The sequence below is a fragment of the Micromonospora sp. DT228 genome, from assembly GCF_049841595.1.
In the GTDB taxonomy this organism is placed as follows: domain Bacteria; phylum Actinomycetota; class Actinomycetes; order Mycobacteriales; family Micromonosporaceae; genus Micromonospora.
The window spans coordinates 29,627-53,285 of record NZ_JBNCKO010000023.1; the positions used below are offsets into that span (position 1 = coordinate 29,627).

The window sequence follows — 23,659 nt, forward strand, 5'->3', positions numbered from 1 at the left end:
CATGCGGTGGCCGCGGCAGCTGATGTCCCTGCTGTTCGTCCTCGCGCTTCTGGTCGGCCCTCCGATCGTGCTGCTGTCCCTGGTCGGGCCACCCGAACTGGGTTGGCCGACCGCGGCGCAGGCACGGGAGTGGGTGCAGAACCCGCTGACCGAACAGACCCTCACCGCCGCGCTGACCATCGCGGCCTGGCTGGTGTGGCTCCTGCTCGCCTACACGGTCACGATCCGGATGCTGACCCGCCTGAGCGCGACCGTGTCGTGGCTGCGGGCCATGCCGCTGCCGACACCCTGGCAAGCCACCGCCGGTGGCATCGCCGGCGCAGCCGTGTTCGGCGTCAGCTCCCACGCGATCACCGCACCGCCACCGCCGCCCATGCAACCGGTAGCGGCAGGAACTCTGGATGAGGCTGGTAAGCCCACGCCATCAGACGGCGACGTCCTGGCAGACGCGGGGATCAGCGTCGCCGGCGGCTGGCTGCCGCGCGACGTGGCGGAGCAGGTCAGCGCGGCAGCGGCGCTGGTGTGGCTCCGACGCCGCCGCTCCTACCGACCCCGCCCGCCCGGCCCACCGAGCCGCGAGGACACGGACCTGGCACCGCTGCCCCCGACAGTGGCGGCCGTGCAAGCCGCCCTCGCCGACTCGACGCCACCGCCTACCGAACCCGGCGCCGCCTCGGCCGGCTCGCCGCCGCTCGACCGGCCAACCCCTGGCAGGGCTTCCCCCCGAGCTGCGGTCGGTCTCACCGGACCGGGGGCGCAGGACGCAGCGCGAGGCCTGCTCGTCACCAACCTCCTAGCAGGGCGTCATCACCCGACAGTGTCCGTGGTCGCCACCCGATCCGTCCTGGCCGGGTTACTCGGCCCCACCGCCGAAACGCTGGGCCCGCGCCTGCCGGGGCTGGCCGTCATCGACAACCTCGGGCAGGCAGCGGGGTTCTTCTCCGGGAACCACCCTGGTAATGGCCTGGGCGGACGAGACCAGCCACAACGAAACACACAGGAGGGCACCGGCCCACCCGGACCAACCCTCATCGTCGACGAGGCGTCCGCGACGGCCAACGCCGAGACCCTGGCGAATCTGGCCACCGCCTCCGCCGCGATGGCCGTGCTCGGACGGTGGCCGGCCGGCCAGACATGGCAGGTCGACCCGTCCGGGCGCACCCACCACCAGGACGGCAGCGGGACAGCCGGACCACGGATGTGCGTCCTTACCCAGGTCACGGCCACCGACCTGCTCACCGTCATCGCCCACCCCGACCAGACGCCGCCAGAGCCTGGCACCTTCGCCCCGTCGCGCAACCCTGCCCTGACAGGCCGGTCCCCGCAGTGGAACGCCACCGCCCAGGACCACCCCGTCCGCCCCGGCAACGACACACGACGCCTTCAGCTGCGCGTGCTGGGCGAACCGACACTGCTGCTGGACGGCCACCCGGTGGAGATCCGGCGTACCGCCGCGCTCCAAGTCCTCGTGTTCCTCGCCGCCCACCCCGACGGAGCCGACACCCGACAGCTGACCGACGCCATCTGGCCGGGCCTGCCCCGCCGCTCTCTCACCGGCCGCCTCTACACCACCCTCAGCGACCTCCGCGCCACCATCCGCTCCACCGCCAGGGTGGCCATCATCGAACACAGCGACGACCGGTACCGCCTCGACCCCGCCGGCGTCACCGCCGACCTGTGGCACTTCCACCACGCGGTCCGCGACGCCACCACCGCCGTCACCACCGACGTCACGACCTGGAAGGCCGTCATCGACGCCTACCCCGGCGACCTCGCCGCCCGACGGACCTGGCCCTGGCTCGACCCGATCCGCGAGGCCACCCGCCGCCACGTCATCGACGCACACGCGGCTCTCGCCAGCGTCAGCCCTGACGACCGTGAAGCCCTGGCATGGCTGCAGGCCGGCATCCGCATCGACCCATACAACGCCGACCTGCACACCCGCGCAGTCAGCGCACTCATCACCCTCGGCGACCACGACGCGGCCGACCACCTGCGGAAGGATTACGCCCGGCGCCTCGCCGCAGCGGGCATCCTCCCCACCGACACGGCTCTCACGACAGCCACCCTCAGGGACCAACCCACCATCCCCACCCGGTAACGCCGCCCGCTCCGAGCGCACGGGCAGCCCACTTCGGGAAAGCCCGAACTGTGCTACCCCTGCGCTCCGGCTCCGTTTCTGCCTCCGGCTTCCCCGTGCTCGGTCCCAGACAGCCAGCTTGTCCTGCTGACAAAGGCGCGTCTTGGCCTCAGCAGATGCCGCCGTTCGCACCGTCTCGACTCCTATCGACCGCCTCTGAGCTGGGGTTGTGAGGTCGCGTGAGGTCGTGTGAGGTCCTGTTAGCCAGCGGACCCGCATCGTCCTCTGCCGCTCGCCCTACGGTCGATTCGTGGCCAACGTTTCACGGCGCCGCCAAGCCGGCTCGGTGCCGGTCGGCGTCCGGGTCCCACACACGGCAGCAAGGGAGGGGCGATGAGGTCTACGGTCGCTCACACGTCGGCGGCCACGCTGCTGCTCGTCGCCGTGCCGGTCACGCTCGTCCGCGTCGGCACGTGGCCACGCCCGCAAGGCTCGTGGACGACCCTGCTCCGCGGCTGGGTCGAGGAGCCCCTCAGCGGCGGCTTCCTCGCCGGCATCGCCTACCTCGCGGCGTGGCTGCTGTGGGCAATGCTCGCCGCCGCCATCACGACCCGCCTGTACGCTCAGGCCGCCCGGATATCACGGCGACTGCCACGGCTGCACATGCCCGGGCCGCTGCAGGGCATCACGGCGGCCGTCCTGGGAGCGACCGCCGTCAGCGCGGCGGCCACCGCGACGCCCGCCCACGCCAGCGCGACCACAGCTGCCGCCGCGGAGACGACCCATGCACCGCAGGGCCCAGCAGCCACCGCGCTTGCCCACACCGACGAGCAGACCACCCCACCAGGCAACGGCAGGGACCAGGCCAAGCACACCTACACGGTGCGGCGCGGCGACACGCTGTCCCGCATCGCCCAGGACCGCCTCGGCGACGCGGACCGCTGGCCCGAAATCTTCACCGCTAACCGTGGCGCCCGCTTCCCCCACACCGGTGGGACACTTCGCGACCCTGACCTCATCTACCCGGGCTGGACACTGCGACTACCTCCCACGCTCGAAGCACCACGCCCGTCGCCCCGACCGGCGCCAGCCCCAACGCCGACGACATCAGCTCCCTCAGGATCGCCCAGCAGCCCGACCGGAACGGACACCGACGACGGCCTCGTCGAGTCCGCCCCAGCGCCCACGTCCGCGCCAGCCGACCACGCTTCGGCGTCGGGACCGGCCGCCACGCCCACCACCCGCACCGCCGACGACCGAACCGCCCCAACGCCGCGACCTCAGCCGGGCTTGTCGCTCGGTACGGGTAGCTGGCTCGACATGGGACTCACCGCCGCAGTCCTCGCCGCGGCTGCCCTCGTTTGGGCACACCGCCGTCGCCGCTACATCCCCCGGCAACCCACCGCGCGCCCACGCCTCGACGACCCGAGCGTCGAGGCGATGCCGGCGGTGGTCACCCGGATCCGTCGCGGCCTACGGGCCCTGATACCGAGCGCGGAGACGATTCCTGACCCCCGCCCCGACCTCGACCCCGTCGTGGACGCTGACTCGGACCCTGCAGACGCGGCCGACGACGAGACCTCCAAGCTCACGGCGCCAGAGGCGCAGCCGCCTATACCCGCGCCGACGCGCCCGCTGGTCGAGGTGTGGCCGTCTGCTGGACTCGGTCTGATCGGGCCCGGAGCCGAGGCCGCGGCCCGAGGCCTGCTGGTGTCCGCCCTCGCCGCCAGCGGACCAGATGACCCCGATAGCCGCCACCACGTTGTCATCGCCTCGGACACCCTCACCATGCTGTTAGGCACCACCACAGCCACACTGGCGGACACGCCGCGGATGACCATCACCAGCGGACTCTGCGACGCTCTGACGCTGATCGAGGAGCAGACGCTGCACCGCGCACGCATGTGCGGCGACTACGAGGTCGACACGATCGACGACCTGCGGGACCGGGACCCGATCGCCGAGCCCGTGCCGCCGACGGTGCTGATAGCCGCCCCCACCGCTGCTCATGAGCGCACCCGCATCGCCGCGCTGCTCACGCAAGGGCACCGACTCGACATCCACGGCGTCCTGCTCGGCGCCTGGCCCGATGGCGACACCATCCTCGTCGCCGAAGACGGCTCCACCAGCATCATTAAGCACGACGCGAAACAACACAGCTGTGCTCCCGCCGTCGGCCGCCTGAGCGTCATCAACCACAGCGAGACCACCGAACTGCTGCGGCTCCTCGCCGAGTCCCATACCGGCGAGCCTCAACCGCCAGCACCCGCGCAGCGCATATCCCTACCCGCAACCGTCAGGCACCTCGACGAAAACAGCAGTGCGACACCCACGAGCGACAAAGAGGCTGCCCCGCAGCCCGACCCGCGCCCCGCCAATGCCGGTCGCCTCAACGTCCTTACCCCGCCCCAGAGAGTCGACCTACTCGCCGAAGTGCAGCGCAGCGAGCCCCGCGCACCGGCATCGACCTCACCGCCGCGCCCTGTCATCGATCAGGGAGCATGGCCGGCGGCAGCCAGCGCTGTCATCACCGACCCGCCCAAACACACCGATATGGGCGGCCCCGACAGGCTGGTCGGTGCCGCGCACGAGCCGAACCCCACACCGGAGCATTCCGCCGCCGCACACCTGCACGAGCGCCGCGATCCCGCCGGAGATGAACCGCATTCGGCGGGCGACGACCGGCCTTGCAGCACCGGCGGACGCGCCGACGTTCGAGTGCTCGGAGGGGCCCGCATTCTGGACATGGACACGACCACGCCGCTGCGGGCGAAAGCCCTCGAGCTGATGGTCTACCTCGTCGTTCAGGACGGCGAAGCCGCACAGGACAACATCCTCGACGACCTGCTGCCTGACGCCCCAGCGTCGAAGGCACCGCACCGCCTGCACACCTACGTATCCGCACTACGCAAAACCCTCGCCCTCACCGGAGGACCCGCCACCTACCTCACCCACCCGTCGCGCCGCTACGCGCTCAACCGCGACGCCCTCGACACCGACCTGTGGCGCATGCGCGCCGCGCTGCGCGACGCCGCACTCGCCACCACCGACGCCGACCGCACCGCCGCACTGCAGCGCGCCGTCGACGCCTACGACGGCACACTCGCCGACGGCTTCGACTTCGAATGGATCGAGGCATACCGCGAGGGCATCCGCCGCCAAGCCCTCGACGCCCACCTCGCCCTCGCCGCCGCTACCACCGACCCGAAACAAGCCCTGGCCGTCCTGGAAGCCGCCATGCGCCACGACCCGTACGCCGAAGCCGTCTACCAGCAAGCGATGCGCGCCCACGCGGCACTCGGACACCTCGAGCAAGTTCGCTCCCTGCGCCGGGCCCTCACCCGCCGGCTCGGCGAGATCGACGCCGAACCCAGCGAGGACACCCTCAGACTCGCCGACCGGCTAATCGCCGACCTGCGCCGGCAGAAGCCGACCGGGAAGACCGACTCTCACAAGAACGGACTTCACCCATGACGCCGGACCCTTCGGCGGCACTCGACGCACGTCGTGTCAGCCTCCACCATCAGCCCAACCGCGGCTGCGACGGTCCGCAGGCGACGAACTGGGACCGCAACGGCACCGCACGGCCCGTGCGAGCAGCCGTACCCACCGGCCATCCTGGGCCCACCCGCAGCCCTCAAGGCGGGTCGACGCACCGGCAAGCTCCGGTCCCGACTGCGCTCAACGCGGTGGACGCCGACCTGGCCACGGCAGTCCGGCACGCCGCCTGGATACGCCAGGTGTTCTACGTCCTGGTCCTGCTGGTCGCCCTCATTGGACAAGTCACCGGCGCCGTCCAAACACTCGGCGTCCCGCTGGCCGTCGCGGTCCCCGCCGTCGCCGCGCTCGAACTCGGCGGCGTGGTCGTGATGGCCAACGCCGACGTGCGACGCCGCCTCGGCGAGCGGGCAATCGGATCACGCCTACTGTCCGCCTCGATCGCCGCCGGAGCCGTCACCTTCAACTGGGCCGCCCACCCTGACCACCTAGCCGGCGGCTTCTACGCAGGCATGTCCGCCCTCGGATACCTCGTCTGGCTGATGCACGCCGGCAACCAGCGCCGCGACCGGCTGCGCGTCACCGGGAGCCTGCCGCCCACACCACCTGCCTACGAGGTGTTCGGGCACTGGATCTGCCACCCCGTCATCACCTCCCAGGCGCGGTCCATAGCCAAAACTGGTGGCCTCGACCTGTACGAGTCCCTCACCGCGGCCCGCACCGCGATCGCCCGCCGACGCCGCGATGCCGCGATCGCCAAGGTCCTCCATCGCAAGATCAGAACCGCCGTAAACCCCACCACCGCCGATATCGCCGTGCACGTGTACGACGTGGACGAGATCGCCGCACGCCTCGCAGCCACGGCCGACTACAACGGGCTGACCGGGCTCCTGGCCGCTGACCTCGCCCCGGAGCGGCTCATGACGGCTCACAATTTTCGTCACCGCCGTCGCTGGTTCAGACGAAAGCGCCTCGCCGACGCACCACCAGCACCTGAGCCCACCCCCTCCCCGCCGCACGCGCCCACCGCGTCGGTGGCGGACACGCCTCGCGATGACCGGCAAAAGCCGACACCAGAGCCAGAGGAGAACCCTCAACCGGCCCCGAGCGGCAACCAGCAGAGGGCCGAGAGCAGCGACGCCGGCCCGCCTGAAGCTCAGTCACCAGACGATCCCGCCGACGCGAGACCGGCAGACAGGACCGTAGGCGACAGCGTCCTTGGCGCGAACGCCGACGAGGAGACGGACGACGGCGATCAGAATGCTGCCGCCGACGACGCCAACGACGACGGGGACTCGGAAGTGCCCCGGGGAACCGCGCAGGCAGTGGCCTACTGGCTGCGCAAGGAGCCGAACCTGGATCCTGAACTGCTTGCTGAGCGGATCGGCAAGTCACTGCGATCGGTCTACCGGCACCTGCCGCCGGACTACCCCCGTCGACCGGGGATCGCCAGGCGACGGAACCGACGCCAGCCCGGCTCCGCCCGAAACGGGAGTCACAGCGAGTGACGTTAACAGGCGCCACGCTCGCCCGACAAGCGAGGAAAGAGCCGCACTTCTACTCGAGAGCCCGCAGGTGGGCGAACACTGCGGAAGTGAGACCAGCGCAGGATGTGGCCCTCTGTGAAGGATGGCCGAAACGAGTTGAACGAACAGGCGACGGATTTCGTTGCTGCTCAGCGGTACCAACTGTTGCCGGAGTACCGGCGCCCGCGCAGAGACAGGAACGAATTGACGTACAAGGCTGCACCGGGGCAGGCGACTCTTCGATGGTCGGCTGCCTTGACGGCTGTGCGACTGACCGCATGCCCAGTTGATAACGATGCGTGACGTGCGTCTGGTCGACATCTCCACACGGCGCCCGCTTCTGAGGATGAGCACGTGTTCGAAGATCCGTTGCCTGACGCTGACGCTGATGCGGATCCCGCAACGAACTGGCCCGTCGAGGACTGATGGGCAGTTGGCGATCTCAAGAGACTCGACCCGCGGAGGCTTGTTTCGCAGCGCCACTCAAGCCCTGAGCAGGATCCCACCGCCATGGACTCGATCCCGATCGCCGAGGAAGGCGTCTACGACAAGCAGGAAGCCGGCGACGGCCACGTAGGCGAGTAGGTTGGTCGATGTCACTGCTGCTTCAGGTCCCCGAATGCCCTCACCGTGACCCGATGAGAGTACACCCTTCTCTTACCGGAGCATTGGCCCACTGGCTAGCGGCAATTCGTTGGATCCGCACAGTCATCGACTCCCCTAAGGTGCGCCTATGGCTCGCGACTACACCTCCGACGGTACCTACTGGACCGTCCGCAAGGTCGGCAAGGTCTACTGGGTCGTCCGCATCGACAACAACAACAGCGACTACCGCTGGGCCGAGATCTGGGGCGGCTACTACCGCGCCGGTGCTGCTGGCGGCGCTGCAGCCGAGCTTGCTTACAACCAGGGCAAGCGGGACGTGGCGCAGCAGCTAAGGAAAAGCCTGCACGGCGCGCTCGACTCGGTCGGCCTGGGAGCGCTGCCGAAACCGGCGCCGGTACAGCCGGATGCAGCAAAGATTGTGCCCGGTGACGATGAGGACCCGGACGGTGAGTAGGGAGATCGCGCCTCGTCCCAAGCTCTCGATGCCCGCCTGATCGCGTCCAGGTTCGCGCGACGGAGACGGCTCACACGACATCGATCGCCATCTTGAAGCCCTCTGGACGTTCAACGATAAGTTGTGGAGTGCCGTCGGCGAGTGAACGGCCTGACGCGACCACGCTCTTGGTCAAGGCGAGGCAAAAGCGCGAAATTGCTAAGCCCGCATCGATTCCGTCAGGGACGATAAACCCGTACTCTGGACGGGTTGCCACGCTGAGCATTGTGGAAGGCTCGGCGTCCCCGATCCCGCAAGCTATGATATTAGGTGCCCATTGCGCAACGGAGCGATCGGTAATGGATCTGTGTATGGCATGCCATCGGTTGCCATCGGTCGGTTGACCATCACTCAGAAAGAAGACGGCCGGCCGGTGAACTGAATAGCCATCACCCTTGAGGGTCGCCACGTCAGATGGGATGAGTTCACGCAATATCGAGAAAGCTGGACCGTAGTTCGACGATCCTCGGCCCAACAGTACTGGAAATGTCTCAACGCGCCGAAGATCCGCTAGGTGCAACCGCACGATAGCATCCTCGGCGAAACCGATGATCGTCAGCCTGACTTTGGCTGCAGCAATAGGGTCGTCTAATAATGCGTCCTGGATAGAGGCTATACCTTGGTTGACTTCGTCCAGATGTGGACCGAGGGAGCCGGACTCGTCGGCAACGATGTAAACGGGAAGAATGGTACGTCTATCTCGCATTGGCGTTCTCCCGCCCGAGCGGTCGCGAAAGCCGGATGCTCGCAAGTTCAACGATTGGCATCAAACAAGATCCTCTTCTGTGGACTGGGTAGGCGCCGGGACCAAGCGAGTTAAAAGTCTAAATCCATCGGTGTCGGCAGGGCCTTCACCAAGGCCCCATCCACTCGGCCAAGCATCACGTCGATTCGGTCTGACGTACACGCGTGTATTTTGAAATCGTGTGGCGTCACCTGACACGCTCCCGAACCTGCCATCACCGCAGAATGCTGCATGATCGAAAACGCCGGCATCAATGAAATCGGCGGCGACGAACCATGCCTGGCCGAGAAAGCGAGCGCCGACAAAGAGACCAGCATCAAACCTCGCGCCACCAAAGTTTGCAAGCCCCATAAAAACAACATTACTATAAGACGTTTCCGCTTCGAATTTTGTCTCACCGAAGAGGGCATCGCCACCGAATTGGCTCTGGATAAACAATGCATTGCCGCGAAAGCGCGCGCCTCCGAAGTCTGCAGAGGTTGCAAACCGAGCGTGACCGAACCATGCCTCACCGACGAATTGAGTCCTCAAGAACTTGCATTTGCCGAAGTGGACCTCACCGAATCTAGCATCGGCGCGAAATTCAACATCTCTGAATAGAGCAACCCTGGCGAACTTTGCTGCCCCAAATTGGGCGGGCGCAGCGAATCTTGCATTGTCGAACGTGGCCTGAGCCATTTCCGCCTCACGAAACCGAGCGGGACCGTGAAACTTCGCCAGTCGGAAAGACGCGTTAGCCATGAACTTGCTACGCGTGAAGTCAACCTCCTTGTTGAATGATGCATCGACAAAGTCCGAATCGTTCTCGAACACCGCGTCTTCGAACGTTACCTCCGCTTCAAATGTTGCACCGCGAAACGAGACATCGCCACGAAACGTCGCGCGGCTGAAGTCAGCGCTACCCACAAATGTTGCCCCCACAAAGGCGGCGTCTCGTAGGCGTACACCGTCAAGAACCAGGTCCACTAGGACGGCTCCTGAAAGGTTGAGCCGTACCTCGGTCCACAGATGCAGCTCGGCACCTGAACGACCGACGCCTCCAGGCAAATGCGCTGCCAGAATTCGTTGAGCGGCCTGGCGGACCTGAAGCTCTTGGCGTTGGTCGCCGCCGCTGGTCTGGTGGGTGGCTCCACGACTGGCCCGAGGAATCCGTTGCCTTCTCGGCAAACCTGAATGCGTCACCGGGTCGAACGGCATGCGCAAGTAGGCGCAGATGACGTCCACCACGGTCTGCCGCTGAGCTGGGTCCGTTTGTGCGACCCGCTCCAAAGCGTACATCCCGCCAAGCCGAACTGCAGCATCGGAAGCACCTAGATGTTCGACTGCCTTTGTGAATAACTCGTTGATCCTGCGCTCGGCCGCATCTCTCTCGGTGTGCGATTGCGCTTTTAATGCCAACTCGTGGTTGGCTTCTGACAATCGTTGTCGCCGAATTGCCAACAGAAGCGCCGCGATGGCTCCACCGCTCGCCATCACTCCTAGGCCGTATTTGATCGCAGCAATCTGTAGTTCAGGACGCTTGTCGAGTGGTGCGGCGTCCGCTACTTTTAGCATTATTACCAGCACCGCGATACCAACGAAGCCAACTGCGACGGTAACTCCACCGATGATTCGATCTGTCAGCCATCCAGTTCGGTGTACGCCAGAGGTATTCGGTTGAACTGTTGGGGCTCGGGACATGGACAACCATACCGTGCTGGTTATCGCTGCAGCGCCAGCGACGAGCAGTAACCAGGCCATTGTGCTTGGAGGCGGTGTTCGGCGCCAAAGCGCCGCCATCGTCAAGGCGACAACGCCGATGACCGCTGACACCAGCGCGCAGACGCGACGAACGATCATAGTGTGCGGGGAGCCGCATCATAGGAGGTATGCCTTGCAAGCTTGAGCCGCCCGACTTGGGCGTGACTGCAAGTCGATGCATCGTAATCCTCAGCTCGCGGGGATCGATTCGCACCCACGGAAGTGAGGATCCCGAGATCAACTCCCACGACCACCGGATCCATGCCCAATACTCTGTCACCCGTGTCAATAGCCCGCAGCGCCACATGGTCTAGCGCGAGACTGATAGTGGATCTTCTATCCAGTTCAGACCCGACCACGGCTGGGGATCAGATGAGTAGATCCTATGATAGATCCGCCCCGGCCCATTCGCTCTTCTGCCGCGATCCGCGCGGCGCGCAGCGTGACGGCAGGAGCTGCCGCTCGCCATCTGGATCTGCCGATGTCCGGGCATGACGTCAACCCCGCGCTTCAACTCAGGCGTCAGAGTGGGCTGCCTCGGGAGGCGCCGGGTGGGAATCGGGAGCCCCGACCCGACCGGTCGCCATTTATGCCGCCCCGTGTTTCCCTGAGGTGCTGGTTAATCGCCATGTGCGCGTCCTTCGCGGTGTCACCCCCCGGGCGATCTTTCCGGCTGGTCTTAGTCCGCCAGGTGAGCTCGCTGCTCGACGACTACCTCGACCTAGCCCCGCACCCGCTCCTTTCGGGCCCTGACAGGTCACGAATTGTTGAGGTTTTCAAGCTCAACCGTTCGTCGCTCGCCAGCTTCTCGTGGCGCGAAGGAGATCAGCCACGATCAAGTGCACAGATCGCCGCGCTCCGGCACGCATGCCTTTGCGGCCGGGTAACCGAGCGTAGCCGGACGAAGTAGCTCCGCCTGAGTGATGAGGGGAACTCGGTCGACCATTCTGAGCTCCGTCGTCATGTGGATCTTTGTACGTGACGGCGTACCTACCGATGTACTCCGGTCTTTACGCCGACAGTTGCTCTCGTTGGTGCTGCCACCGTTGTGGGCCAGCGGTTCGGTCGTGCCTGGGGTCCGGGCACCTGGGGCGTCCGGATCCCAGGCGGCGCCGCTTGGTCGCGCTACATCTGGGCGATCAGTGGCTGTGCGTGCCGGTCGCAGTTGTACCCGCTGTCCCAGGGGAACCGGCCCTGCTGGTCGGGCCAGACGAGCTGCTGGAGGCGGATCTGACGGCCGTAGCGGGCAATCGCCATCCCGGGCAGCAGATCATGGGTGGGTGATCCGTCGATGATGATCGCGTCGTAGCCGGCGATGAGGTCGCTGATGCGCTGGCCGTGGGTGAACCGTTCGGCCCTGTCGTAGACGCGGCGGGCGAGATCGTTGAGCAGGCAGTGGGCGACCTCCGTCGGCAGCCCGGCGGTGATCAGTTCGGGGTAGTGGTGGGCGGTGAGTCCCACGGTGTAGGCGAACGGGGTGGTGGTGTCGGGGTCGTCGCCGGTGGGCAGGACGTGCGTGACGGCCCAGCCGATGGTATCGATGATCTGTTCTTGGCGTCGGAGGACGTCGTCGATGTTCGGCATGGCGGGTGGCTCCTGGTCACTCGGGAGTACGGGTGAGGTCAGGGTCAGGTGGCTCGACTTCGACGAAGCCCCAGAGTCGTTCCATGACCTGGAGTTGCCAGGTGCGGTAGCGGTCGGCGAAGCCGCGGCAGACCGCGGGCGGGACCGGGCTGCCGGCGTACGGCAGGGTCGAGTGGCAGATGATGTAGCCGGCGTCGCCGCGCGCCGCGGTCACCATCTGCTTGAGCCGGCCGGGGTCGAGGTTCATCGGGTTGCCGGGCTTGAAGATGCAGGTGGCGCATTCGCGGGCGAGCAGGCGGGTTTTGCGCAGGTCCGGGTCGCCGACGTTGAGCCGGGCTGGACTATTGGCGGCCGGTTCGTCAGCGGGTTGGAACGTGCTGTCGATCGTCAACTCCTTGTCGTTACGGGGCGGGGCGCGCATCCGTGGATGCGGACGCCGCGAGTCCAGGTGAACGGGATGGTCCGCCGCCGGGTCGACGCTGGTGCGGTTGTCAGAGCTGCCTCAGCCAGGTCAGTACCGCGTCGATGTCGGCGCGGCGTAGCCCGTGGTACGGGTTGACCGGGCGGAGCAGGGTGGGCGTCCCGCCGGCGGTGCGCTGGTCGGCGGTGAAGGGGTCCTTGACGCAGAACTCGTCGTCGAGGACGGCGAGTGCCCGCCGCGCGGACCAGTCGTAGAGGGGGCCGAGTTTGCTCTGGTGGCCGAAGCGGATGCCGCCGACGTGGACGGGTGTGCTGCCAGGTGGCCGGTAGGCCCAGCCGTGGCGCGATCCATGCGACGGCGAGGTGGTTCCAGCTGGTGCACCACACCGGCTGGGCGTGGTTGGCCCCTTCCCGCAGCCACGGCCCGTGGTCGGGGTGGAGCCAGACGGTGCCGGTGACGTGCCGGCCGTCGGGGCCGGGCCCGTCGTAGCGGTGCGGCTGGTAGGCCAGCGCCGTGGCGTGGGTGGGGTCGTCGGGGTTGGGCCCGCCGTCGACGTCGACGGCCACGATCGGTGCGAGCGTGGGGCGGGCCAGCGGTGGGGTGCTGGTCACGGCCGGGCCTCCTGGATGGTGACCGGGTGCAGGGGCACGATGAGCCGGTCGGCGGTGGGGCCGGGGCCGTCGTCGGGTTGCCAGGTGTCGGCGGCGGCGTGGGTGGGGAACGGGCCGACGGCGGCGAGCCGGCCACGGGTGCGGTCGAGCAGCACGAGGACGGCGGTGCGGGTGTCGTCGAGTGCGGGCCGTAGGGCCGCGGCGAGGTCGGTGGGCAGGTCGACCCAGCAGGTGGCGGGCAGGGCCGTGGCGGCGGGGTCGTGCAGCGGTGTGGGCCTGGTCGCGGCGAGGGTGGTGCTGTCGAGCGCGAGCGTCGCCGCGTGGGAGTCGGCCGCGGCGGGGCCGCTGGTGGGGCCGTGCGCGGCGAGGTCGCTGCCGGTGTGGACGGCGTTCAGCGTGTACGGGTCGCGGATCTCGAGTGAGTCGAGGATCGCGAGGGTGATCGTGTCCCCGGTGTGCAGGTCGGCAAGGGTGAGCATGACGGGCCGGCCGTCCGGGTCCCGGTTCCAGGTGATGACGTCGAAGTGTTCGCTGGCGATGTCGCCGAGGCGTCGCCAGGCGCGGTTGTCCGTGTCGAAGGGGTATTCGCTGTCGGTGCCGTAGCGCATGGGTTGGAACTCCTTGTGATGGGCATCGTCGTATCGCGTCCGACCCCGGTCGGTCAGGGCCTGTCAGGGACGCGACGCATCCACGCTTCGATGACGGCGAATGGTCAAGTCGCGGACCGGCGGCGGATAGCCGGCGGCGGGCCGTGCGATCTGGAGGGCTGGGCACTTCGTGAGATGCCGCCCGCGGAGCTGCCCGGCCGCAGCCGTTGCAAGCGCCGCGCGCGAGGTGGGACTGGTTTGCCGCCCGGACGGGCCGGGTCTGGCCGGGGTTTAGGCCTGGGCGAGCGCGGTGACGGCGGCGTCGGCGATCGCGGTGATGGCTTCGACCGGGTCGGTGACGGTCAGGGTGGTGGTGTGCGTGAAGGTGTTTCCCCAGATCTGGTCCGGGTCGGTTGGCTCGCCCGCGGTGGGCGGGTCGGCGGGGTGAAGCCACAGCACGGCGCAGCCGGCGCGGTGCAGGGTGGTGACGAGGCGTTGTCCGGCGGGGATGTCGTCGAGATAGCCGTCGGAGACGACGGCGAGCATCCGTAGGGTGCGGCCGTGGCGCAGGTCGAGGAGGTGATCGGCGACCTTGACCGCTTCAGGGAAGGTCGCGGTGGCGAAGTCGGTGCGCATGTGCAACACCTGCTCCGGGAAGGTACGTGGGGGAATTAGGACGGTGGTGCGGTCGCCGAAGCCGATGGTGGTGGTCGTCGCGTCGGCGCGGCGGGCGGCGTGGGCGAAGATCCACGCCGCGGAGGACATCGCCTCGGTGTAGCGGTCCATCGACCCGGACAGGTCGACCAGGATCGCCAGGTGCAGCCGGGGCTTCTCGGGCGGTAGGTGGACGCGTTGCTGCCACGGGGCGGCGGTTGGCAGTTGCCCGGCGGCGGTTTGCGCGTCGGCGGTGATGGCGTGTCGGGTGCGCAGCCGGCCGGGTGGAATCGCGGAGGGCCGCCGGCCGGGTTCGGGGTGGCTGGTGCGGGCCTGCCGCAGCCGGTTGGCGAGGTCGCGGGCCGCGCGGTGTTCCTGCTCGGTCGGGTCCCGGCGGTCCCACTCCGAGGGTGGGCTGTGGCGGCGGGCCAGCATTGATGCTGCGTACTCGGCCGGGGTGACGCCGGCTGTGACGGCGAGGTAGTCGACGAGGGCCGCGGCGAGGCGGCCGGGGAACAGGCCGGCGTCCGGTACGGGGGTGTCGTACTGCTGGTCGGGGTCGATGCCGAGGACCTGACACCAGCGGCGGGCCAGGAAGACCATGGTGTCGGCGTCGGTGTCGTCGCAGATCTGGGCCTCGCGCCAGATGTCACGCAGTTGGCGCAGGCGTTTGCGTCCGAGGACGCCGGTAACGGCGGCGCGGACGGGGCGGACGTCTTTGCTGGTGACGATGCGGGCGTCGACGCGGGCCAGCAGCAGGGCGGCGAGTTGTCCGGCGTGCCACGGGTCATCGACGGCCGCGTCGTCGGGTGCGACGAGGGTTGTCACGACGTGGCGCAGCCAACGGCGGTCGCCCCGGCGGCGACCACGGTGGCGTCCTTCGGCCCGGGATTCCTCGAGCATGGTGGCGACGTGGGCGAGGATCGGCGGGGTGCCGGGCGGGGTGGTCCAGTGGCTGTGCGCGGCGTGCGCGGCGCCGTGCACGAGTAGCCCGTAGCCGGTGGGCACGAGGCGCTTGTGGCGGGCCTTGGCCGGGTCGGTGATGTCGGGGCGCTCGGCGATGTAGGTGGCGTCGACCTCGATGCGGTGGAGGTCGGGGTAGAAGCATTCGGGCGCTTCCCCGGCGGCGCCGGGGGCGACGAGGACGGTGAGGTCGGTACGGCCGGTCAGCAGCGGGACATGCTTGGTCCACGCCGCGGACCAGTCATGCCAGTCGCTGGCGCCGGCCGGCGTCGGCGGTGCGCCCTGCTGTAGGTGGGTGCTGGGGTGTGACACGGATTGGCTCCTTCCATGAAGCTGAGGTGCAGGGGGTCAGCGCTTGCCGAGGGCGAGCGCGGTGATGGGCGTGCCGGTGTGTCGGGACAGGGCGGCGGTGACGTCGTCGCGGGCGTCCTCGGGGGCGATGCCGGCCAGGTTGGCCAGGGCGGCGGTCATGCCCAGGTGGTCGCGGACTGTGACGAAGCCGAGCAGTTCGCGCAGCTGCGGCGCCCATACGGTTTTGCCGGCGGTCAGGTCGGCGTTGAGGTCGATCGCCGCGGCCACGACCTGCTTGGGGACGCCGAGTTGGCGGGCGAGGTCCCAGTCGGTGGTGACGTGCAGGTGGACGGTGAACCGGGAGGCCAGGGCCTCGGTGAGCACCGCGCCGTGCACGCCCGGGTTGTGGCCGGCGACGATGTAGAACCCGTTGACGGCCTGCACGGTCTCGTTGCCGTTGGCGGGGATGGTGATGACACCGCGGCCGTCCATGGCCGGGTACAGCACGGCCAGGACGCGGGGCGGGATGAGGGTGGCGTCGTCGACCAGCAGCACCCGCCCGTCACGCATGGCGGTGACGAGGGGCCCGTGGACGAACTCGTAGCCGCCGCCGGGGATCGGGTTGTAGGAGCCGAGGAAGTCGTCGACGACGGTGTCGCCGGTGCCGGCGATGGTGAGCAGGTCGGGGAACGCGGCCTCGACCATGGCGGTCTTGCCGGTGCCGGGCGGCCCGTACAGCAGCACCGGTACTTGCTGGGCGCGTAGCCGTCGCAGTTCCTCGACGTCCCAGCCCTTGCCGAGCCGCCGCGGGTGGTACAGCGTCCCGTTCGGGCGCGGCACCGGCGCGGGCCGGGACTGCCGGCCACCACCGCTGCCGCCGGAGCGGGTGCGGGGCGCGGCGGGCGGGAGGGTGCCGGCGGCGTCGATGCCGGGCTGGGTGATCTGGAAGCGGTGGTGCGGGTCGCGGTAGTGGGTGGCGTGCCCGGCGGCGGCCATCTTCTTCAATGCCTCGAACACCGCCCCGGAGGACGGTGCGCCGATCGCCCGGGTGATCTCGCCGACCTTGAGGATGCTTTCGGGGTGACCGGCCAGGTGTAGGGCGACGTTGCGGTAGAGGTAGCCGGACCGGCCGGAGGTGGCATCGGTGGTGGGCGTCTCGCCGGTGCCGGCTAGGGCCGGGTCGTTCTGCGGTGGACCGGCCGGCGGGATCGTCGTGTGTGGTGTGGTCATGGGGTTGCCTCGATTCCAAGGGTCGGGCCCGCGCACCCGTCTCCGGGTGCGCGGGCGGTGGGTACCGCACAGCGGAGACGGGTGGGGCCAACCCCTGCCGGCCCGCATCGGGCCGGGCAGGTGGGCGACCACACCCCGGTGGTGCTGAAGGGTTACGGCGACGCGCAGGGTCGCCGCTGGTGCGTGCTGGTCGATGTCGCGCGGGCGGTGTCGGCGCCGACGATGCAACGCCCCACAGCTCAATCGATCAAGTCGAATTGATGCGCGGGTGCGGGATGGCGGGGGCGCCCGCTGACCGTGGGTGCACGTGAGAGTCGGGGCCGATGCCGGTGGCCGGGTCGTGGTCAGTCGGCGCAGCCCTGTTCGCAGCCCCGTGGGTCGCACTGCTGTCCCTCGGCCATCCTGGCCAGGGACTGCTGGTCGTCGCCGTCGAGGTCGTCGAGGAACGGCCAGTCGAACCTGTCGGCGAACGCCTTGACCTTGGGTGCTCCGTACATCGGGTATCCGGCGTGGTCCATCGCCGCCACGATGTCGTCGCGGCCGAGGAGCCAGGCGAGTTCGCCGAGCTTGTCCACCGACCGGCTCGCCGAGTTGCCTCGGTGGTCGATGATCTTCCCGATAGCGAATCGCAGGTAGTCCCGGGCGTAGGCCTCGTGGTCGACCCGCTGGATCCACTCAGCTGGGTGGCGGGGGGTGAGGACCAGGCGGGCGTGGTCGAGATCGAGTGCCTCCACGAGCACCTCCTCCCGAAAGCCGAAGATGTCCCAGCGGTTGGCCCGCAGAGCCCATACCCGGGTGACGATCTCCTCTTGGCTACGGATGGTCACTGGGGTTTCCTTCCTGTTGGTCTTAGCTGTCGTGGGGCGTGTCGGATGCCGCGGCCGAATTTGGCTCAGCCTCGGCAGACGCGGCGGGGTCTGGTTGGGGGTGCCCGGCCTATGCCTGGTCGGTGTCGGGCAGGTCGCCGCCGATCCGGTCGCAGGCGTAGGGGTCGACGGCCTCCCAGCACCAGCTGCGGCCCATCACCACGTACCGGCCGTCGCCGTCGGGGGTGAGGCGCTCGATGGCTTCCGGGTCGTCGGCCAGGGCGCGCTGGTCGGCGACAATGACGTCGCCGTCGAAGGACAGGTCGGCCAGCGCGGCGTCGACCCGCCGATCCAGTTCGTCCGCCGACACGCCTTCACCCCGGAGGCTGTCGCGGTACTCGTCGCGGTGCCGCTGCTGCTCGGCGACGATCGCCTCGGCCACCGCGCGGGTGCAGGAGAACACCGCCCACCCGTTCCAGTGCTCGATCAGGGTGCCGACGAACCCGACCGCGATGCGGTCGCCGCCGTCGGGTCCGGTGGTGCGCGCCCAGTCGCCGGAGAACACGCCGACGTCGCCGACACGGACCTTCTCGGGGTGCAGGTGGGACACGTCGGCGCCGGTGGGGCTGGCCGCGAGGTGACACAGGTCGGCGACGCGGTCGGTGGCGGCGGTGTCGAAGGCGTCGCGGTAGACGGTCATCGCCTCGTCGCGCTGCTGGATGCGAAGCCCGAACCAGCCCGTGGTGTCGCCGGTGGCGTCGGCGAACAGCTCCCACCCGGCGATGTCGACTGACTCTCCCGCTGAGGTGTAGCGGGGCAGGGCGTCGAGGACGGCGGGATCGCCGTCGTCGATGCCGGCCAGGACCCGGCGGGCGGCCAGGCGGGTGTCGCCGCTGGCGCGGGCGCCGATGGTGTCCTGGGCCCACCACTCGGCGGCACTTTGGCCGGCCTCGGTGCCGGCGGCGAGCATCCGCCGCAGCGCGGCGGCCCATCCGGCGGCCTCGCCGACCAGCCCGCCAGCGGGCGGCGGGGTGGTGGTGACCGGTGCGATGCGGTCACCGGCGTCGAGGCACATCGACAGGGCCGAGCCGCTGTCCCAGGTGACCTCGACGATGTTCTGTCGCTGGTCGTAACTGCGGACGGTGCCGGTGTCGCCGGGCCGCAGCCGGGTGTGCGGGTCGCTGGTGTGGACCAGGGCGACGCGCTGGCCGGGCTGGTAGGTCATGGTGCTCTCCAATCGGTGAGTGGATGGGACGCGGCTGGTGGGCGGGGGCGGTGGCATCTGGTCGGGCGTGCTCATCGGGTGCTGCCCGTCGCGTCACCCGTCGTGGGGGCGTGTGGTGGCCAGGGCTTGCGGGTGAGGCGGGCGCCGAACATCGGGTCGGTGGCGACCGAGGATCCGCAGCGGGTGCAGCTGGTGGCGGTGTCGTGGCCGTAGCCGGCCATGGACGGGACCTCGACGTGGTCGATCTCGTCGACCGCGCCGCAGACGGTGCAGACGGTCATCTCCGGGCCGCCCTCGTCGGGGGCATGTGCAGCGGAGTGTGCAGCAGTGCGATCCAGGCGGGCTGCTCCGCCGCGGGCTGTGTGTTCGGTGATCGGCTGTCTCGGTTGGACACGGTCGTCCCTTCGATGTCTCCTGAATATGGATGGGTCAGTGGTGGCGGCTGTGCGGGATCCGGCAGTGGGTGGCGACCTGCCAGGGGCTGAAGACCGGGACGAGCGGGTCTTCGGTCCAGGTGCCGCCCAAGGGTCGTGGCAAGGTCACGTGGGAGCGGGCGTTCCAGGCGGTGGGGGCGACGATGAGGCCGTGACCGCCTGCGACCAGACAGACCTGGTACGGGTGGTCGTAGCTGGCCAGCGCCGCCGGGCTGTTGTCGGCGAGGTCGGCCAGCGCGGCGGCGATGAGGGACAGCGGATAGCCGCGCAGGGGTGGGTAGGCGGCGTGCAAGCCGGCCTCGGTGATCCACTCCCGGATCGGTGGGACGCCGTTGCGCAGCTCGTCGGGTCGGTAGCCGAGACGCTCCTCGGTGGGCAGAGTCCACGGCAGGACGTGCTGGCCGATGGTGTAGTGAACGTTGAGGTTCGGAAGCCGGACGGTGTCCGGGCCGATCCCGGCGTGCCGCAGCCCGACACCCGGCGTGATCTGTTGTGTCTGCTCGTGGCCGGAGCCGTTGAACCACAACACGATCAGGACGTGCTCGACGAGGGTCAGCGAAGGAAGGCCGGATCCTGGCATTCGTCCCGTGTTCCACTCCCGCGTCACATCGATGACGTCGCGCAGCACGTCCTGAGCGAGGCGGGCGACGATGACGCCACGTGCCCATTCCGTGGAGCAGATTTCGGCCTGCCAGGAGGTGCGCAGGCCGGCGAGTCCGACAGTCGCGGGCCGCCACTGGTGCTCGCGGTGCCCGGTCGCGAGGTCCCCGGCGGTGCCGAGCCCGCCTGGCAGCGGGGTGTCGGCGGGCGCTAGCAGTCCGTGGCGGCTGTGCCGGGCCCAGGTGCCGTGCACCGTCGCCTCGTACACCAGCACCATCGGTTCGCGATCACCGAGCAGGTACAACCACTCCGCGCCTGCCGGCACGCTGGCCTCGCCCAAATCGAGAAGCCGGGCCGATACGTGCGCCGATGCCTCTGCCGCTCGGTGGGCTGGGTCTAGGGAAGTCCAGCCGTGGGTCATGATCTGTTCGGTCAACAGCCGCATGTCGCTACCGACATCCGCGAGAATGCCGCGCAGCAGCGCCAGGACATGCGCCGGGTCGCTGCGGTCGGCGATGGCCACGACGGTGGCGGTGTTTCCGTCCGCGTGAAGGTGACCGATCAGGCACAGTTCGCCCGCGTGCTCAGCAACGACAGGGTCGGCTGGCTGGTAGGACATGGTGGTACCTCCTCTGTTCGGGTTCGGTGTGCTGACTGGCGCGCCGATCTGCGGCACGCCGGCTGCGCCTAGCCGTACGGCTGGGCGAGCGCAGGGATCCGGATGCCGCCTGCGGTCGGGCGGCTGTCAGTCGCGGCGGTATCGGCCGATGAGGGCCTGGTGCCGAGTGGGGCGTGCTGAGCGGCCATGAAGGGCACCGGGTCGATCGCGCCGCTCGGGCTGGCATCGGCGTTCTGATGCACCTCGTAGTGCAGGTGCGGGCCGGAGCTGTGGCCGGTGGAGCCGACGACGCCGATGGGTTGGCCGACGGCGACTGGCTGCCCGATCGTCACCATCGGGGGCCGGTCCATGTGGCAGTAGCGGGTGAGCAGGCCACCGGCGTGGTCGATGTCGACGTACCAGCCGCACCCGCGCGTGAGGATGGGGTCGCCGTCGCGGTCGCAGCCCCAGTCGGCGCCGGTGTCGGCGTTAACGGCGTTGCAGCCGACGGTGCGGACGGTGCCGGCGGAAGCGGCGCGGATGATGGTGCCGCGCGGGGCGCTCAAGTCGACGCCGTCGTGGCCGGGTCGGTGACCGGTACGGAATCCCGACCCGACAGGGGCGAGGAGCGGCTGCGTCCACGGGCCGGTGGCGCCGCACCCGGCCAGGCCGTCGGTGGGCAGGCCGGTGGTGTCGGCGATCGCGGCGACCAGGTGGGTGGCCGGTGCCTCCCATTTCGCGTAGGCGTCGGGGAAGGCGCTGACCTGCACGGCCTGGGCGGCCTCGGTCAGTGGCATCGCCTGCCAGTCGCTGATCGTGGCCAACGTGCCGAAGAACTTCTCCGACGCGTAGACGGGGTCCTGAAGCTGGGCGGGGGCGCCCCACCCTTGGCTGGGGCGTTGCTGGAACAGCCCGACTGAGTCGCGGTCGCCGCCGGCCAGGTTCCGCAGGGTGCTCTCCTGCATGGCGGTGGCGACCGCGATCACCCAGCCGCGGGCTGGCAGCCTGAGGCGGGCGCCGGTGGTGACGATCGCGGCGGCGTTGCTGACATGGTCGCTGTCCCAGTCGCCGATCGCCGGCCATAGGTTCGGCGGCCCGGCGGGTGACGCCGTGGTGGTCGATGAGGAGCCGGGTGAGGTGGCTACGGGGACACACCCGGCGGCGGCGGTGCCTTCGCCGAGGAATCCGCCGAGCCCACCGGCGCAGAGGATGAACACGGCGACGAGCGCCACCGCGAGTGATACCAGAGATCGGAGCTTCACGTCGGCTCCCGGCGGTCGAGGTGACGGGCGCGGTAGGGCCGCGTCGTGGGCGCGCGGGAAGGCGTGACGTGTCGCTGGACGTGGGGAGAGGCGCGGTCGGGCAGGGCGGTGGTTCGCCTGGTTGCCGGTGAGCCGAGGGGGTGGACGCCGGCCGGATCGCCGTCGCCGGTGTGGGCGGTGATGGTGTGGTCGGTCGGGTTGATCACGTAGATCCAGGAGGCGTCGAGGTCGACGGCGCGGCTGAGCGGGAAGACGGTGACGGGCTCTGGCTCGGCGTCGTCGAGCGTCACACCGACTCCCCGCACGGGGTGCTGGTTCGGGAAGGATCGCGTGTCGGGGGTGACGTCGGATCCGAGGTAGTACCAGTCGTGGGCGAGGACCGCGTCGATGAGGGCGTGAGTGTCGCGGCGGGCGGTCTTGGTCCAGATGCCGCGCAGTTGCGGGATAAGCGCCAAGGGGTAGCCGTCGAAGTGGACGTAGCGGGCGCGGACGATGCTCGGCCGGACGGGGTCGGTGGCGCTGACGTAGCAGATGGTGTCCACGGGTCGTGTCTCCTCGTCGCGGTGCTGTGTTCGGGTAGGCGACGACCGCGCGGCCGTGGCGGGCCGCGCGGTCGTCGTTGTCGCTTCGGTGCGGGTGCCGGGGCTAGCGGGCGAGGACGGCGACCTTCTCGCCGTGCAGCAGCGGCGCGTCGTCCGGTCCCTTGAGGTGCACGCGGACCCAGATCCTTTGCGCCTGTCCGTGCTTGTCGATGAGGCGACGCCAGTGGCCTCGTACGACGAACCGGACGCGGTAGTGCCATTTGGCGGGACCGTCGGCAGGCTCGGGCATCGCCGAGGTGCGCCGCAGCATTACGACGCGGGTGTCGTGCACGATGCGGGCACGTGCGGCGCAGCGCCGGGCGGGCCGGTCCAGTGGCGCGGGCGCGGCGACGCTGATGGGTTGGTCCTGGATGCGCCAGAACGCGTAGGCGATCGCCGCGCAGACGCTGGTGCGGGCGGTGGCGTCGGCGATCACGTACCGGCCGTCGGGTGCGGTCTCCCAGTCGCGGTCGGGCTCGTCGATGTCCGGGTGTGCGACGGCAGGCACGGGTGCCGCGATCGGCAGCATGTCCAGGCTCGTCATCACGTACGGGCCGAGGCGCGACAGCAGGGTCGGGTCCTGGCGGGCGTAGCCCTGGATACGGGTGGCGTGGGGATCCTCCGGGTCGTCCCGGTTGGCCCAGCCGCAGATCAGCCATGACCGCCCGCTGGGGGAGGCGATGGTGGCCCAGGTGATCGCCGCGATGGCGCTGACCCGTCCGGCCAGGTTGCGGTGGTAGATCGGTTCGGGCAGGAAAAGCACACCGCCGTCGGTGGGGGCGGCATCGGCGGTGAGCAGGTCGCCGGTGAGGTCGAGGGATTCGGCGGCCGCGGCGACGACGGCGCTCATGGCGGGGGCGAGGACGTACGCCTCGCCCTGCGCCCAGACCGCACCGCTGGCGCGGTTAATGACGTCGGCGAGTTTCTGGTGGCGATGCGCCTCGTCGTCGTGGTCTTCCGGACGGCTGGCGATCAGCGTTTCGACGAAGGCCCGGGTGTACTCGTCGCCGGCGGTGCTGGCGCAGTACTCGTGCATGCGGGTCTTCATCTCGACGGCGGCTCGCCCATAGCCGGCGAGGGTCGTCTCGGTGCGAAATGTCATGAGGTCCTCCTGCTCGGGGGTT

The 23,659-nt window shown here is 69.3% G+C and carries 18 protein-coding genes and 1 pseudogene; 5 read left to right on the top strand and 14 right to left on the bottom strand.

The features are described 5' to 3' along the window. Position 1 precedes the first annotated feature (1 nt). The 4 genes from ACLQ29_RS31545 (at position 2) to ACLQ29_RS31560 (ending at position 8,164) form a co-directional block, all read left to right on the top strand. Positions 2 to 2,101 (top strand): hypothetical protein, encoded by a 2,100-nt coding sequence (locus ACLQ29_RS31545; RefSeq protein ID WP_425775024.1) that lies wholly within the window; start codon positions 2 to 4, stop codon positions 2,099 to 2,101. Positions 2,102 to 2,668: 567 nt separating this feature from the next. Then, positions 2,669 to 5,554: a BTAD domain-containing putative transcriptional regulator gene (locus ACLQ29_RS31550; RefSeq protein ID WP_425775025.1), complete on the top strand. Its 2,886-nt coding sequence runs from the start codon at positions 2,669 to 2,671 to the stop codon at positions 5,552 to 5,554. 215 nt (positions 5,555 to 5,769) lie between these two features. Further along, the gene (locus ACLQ29_RS31555; protein WP_425775026.1) at positions 5,770 to 7,086 is read left to right on the top strand and encodes a hypothetical protein; all 1,317 of its coding nucleotides are present in this window, start codon (positions 5,770 to 5,772) and stop codon (positions 7,084 to 7,086) included. 751 nt (positions 7,087 to 7,837) lie between these two features. Beyond that, on the top strand, positions 7,838 to 8,164 hold the full coding sequence (locus ACLQ29_RS31560; protein ID WP_425775027.1) for a hypothetical protein: 327 nt from the start codon (positions 7,838 to 7,840) through the stop codon (positions 8,162 to 8,164). A gap of 70 nt (positions 8,165 to 8,234) precedes the next feature. Here ACLQ29_RS31560 and ACLQ29_RS31565 read toward each other — a convergent pair whose 3' ends face one another. The 7 genes from ACLQ29_RS31565 to ACLQ29_RS31595 all read right to left on the bottom strand — a co-directional run bounded on the left by ACLQ29_RS31565 (position 8,235) and on the right by ACLQ29_RS31595 (position 17,029). Next, positions 8,235 to 8,909 carry a vWA domain-containing protein gene (locus ACLQ29_RS31565; RefSeq protein ID WP_425775028.1) on the bottom strand — a complete coding sequence of 225 codons (675 nt, stop codon included), beginning with the start codon at positions 8,907 to 8,909 and terminating at the stop codon, positions 8,235 to 8,237. 60 nt (positions 8,910 to 8,969) lie between these two features. Next, entirely contained in the window at positions 8,970 to 10,628 is a 1,659-nt protein-coding gene (locus tag ACLQ29_RS31570) for a pentapeptide repeat-containing protein (RefSeq protein WP_425775029.1), read from the bottom strand. Positions 10,629 to 11,813: 1,185 nt separating this feature from the next. Then, the gene (locus tag ACLQ29_RS31575; RefSeq protein ID WP_425775030.1) at positions 11,814 to 12,272 is read right to left on the bottom strand and encodes a DUF4262 domain-containing protein; all 459 of its coding nucleotides are present in this window, start codon (positions 12,270 to 12,272) and stop codon (positions 11,814 to 11,816) included. A gap of 16 nt (positions 12,273 to 12,288) precedes the next feature. Next, positions 12,289 to 12,693 (bottom strand): hypothetical protein, encoded by a 405-nt coding sequence (locus ACLQ29_RS31580; protein ID WP_425775031.1) that lies wholly within the window; start codon positions 12,691 to 12,693, stop codon positions 12,289 to 12,291. A 607-nt stretch (positions 12,694 to 13,300) separates the two neighbouring features. Beyond that, positions 13,301 to 13,912 carry a hypothetical protein gene (locus ACLQ29_RS31585; RefSeq protein ID WP_425775032.1) on the bottom strand — a complete coding sequence of 204 codons (612 nt, stop codon included), beginning with the start codon at positions 13,910 to 13,912 and terminating at the stop codon, positions 13,301 to 13,303. A gap of 270 nt (positions 13,913 to 14,182) precedes the next feature. Beyond that, positions 14,183 to 15,820: a VWA domain-containing protein gene (locus tag ACLQ29_RS31590; RefSeq protein WP_425775033.1), complete on the bottom strand. Its 1,638-nt coding sequence runs from the start codon at positions 15,818 to 15,820 to the stop codon at positions 14,183 to 14,185. A 36-nt stretch (positions 15,821 to 15,856) separates the two neighbouring features. Beyond that, the gene (locus tag ACLQ29_RS31595) at positions 15,857 to 17,029 is read right to left on the bottom strand and encodes an AAA family ATPase (RefSeq protein ID WP_425775034.1); all 1,173 of its coding nucleotides are present in this window, start codon (positions 17,027 to 17,029) and stop codon (positions 15,857 to 15,859) included. 120 nt (positions 17,030 to 17,149) lie between these two features. Here ACLQ29_RS31595 and ACLQ29_RS31600 point away from each other — a divergent pair, with 120 nt between their 5' ends. Further along, positions 17,150 to 17,290: a hypothetical protein gene (locus tag ACLQ29_RS31600; RefSeq protein WP_425775035.1), complete on the top strand. Its 141-nt coding sequence runs from the start codon at positions 17,150 to 17,152 to the stop codon at positions 17,288 to 17,290. Between the two features lie 83 nt (positions 17,291 to 17,373). On the opposite strand, the gene ACLQ29_RS31605 is transcribed toward ACLQ29_RS31600, so the two are convergent. The 7 genes and pseudogenes from ACLQ29_RS31605 to ACLQ29_RS31635 all read right to left on the bottom strand — a co-directional run bounded on the left by ACLQ29_RS31605 (position 17,374) and on the right by ACLQ29_RS31635 (position 23,637). After that, complete coding sequence (locus ACLQ29_RS31605) at positions 17,374 to 17,856, bottom strand: hypothetical protein (protein WP_425775036.1); 483 nt, start codon at positions 17,854 to 17,856, stop codon at positions 17,374 to 17,376. Between the two features lie 109 nt (positions 17,857 to 17,965). Next, positions 17,966 to 19,060: a DUF4314 domain-containing protein gene (locus tag ACLQ29_RS31610; RefSeq protein ID WP_425775037.1), complete on the bottom strand. Its 1,095-nt coding sequence runs from the start codon at positions 19,058 to 19,060 to the stop codon at positions 17,966 to 17,968. A 71-nt stretch (positions 19,061 to 19,131) separates the two neighbouring features. Beyond that, entirely contained in the window at positions 19,132 to 19,341 is a 210-nt protein-coding gene (locus ACLQ29_RS31615) for a hypothetical protein (RefSeq protein WP_425775038.1), read from the bottom strand. 148 nt (positions 19,342 to 19,489) lie between these two features. Further along, the gene (locus ACLQ29_RS31620; protein WP_425775039.1) at positions 19,490 to 20,713 is read right to left on the bottom strand and encodes a hypothetical protein; all 1,224 of its coding nucleotides are present in this window, start codon (positions 20,711 to 20,713) and stop codon (positions 19,490 to 19,492) included. A 152-nt stretch (positions 20,714 to 20,865) separates the two neighbouring features. Further along, a pseudogene (locus ACLQ29_RS31625) lies at positions 20,866 to 21,954 on the bottom strand (M23 family metallopeptidase); the annotation flags it as partial. Beyond that, a complete protein-coding gene (locus ACLQ29_RS31630; protein WP_425775040.1) occupies positions 21,951 to 22,496 on the bottom strand; it encodes a hypothetical protein in 546 nt (181 codons plus the stop codon). The pseudogene ACLQ29_RS31625 and the gene ACLQ29_RS31630, both read right to left, overlap by 4 nt. Before the next feature lie 103 nt (positions 22,497 to 22,599). After that, entirely contained in the window at positions 22,600 to 23,637 is a 1,038-nt protein-coding gene (locus tag ACLQ29_RS31635; protein WP_425775041.1) for a hypothetical protein, read from the bottom strand. Positions 23,638 to 23,659: the final 22 nt, after the last annotated feature.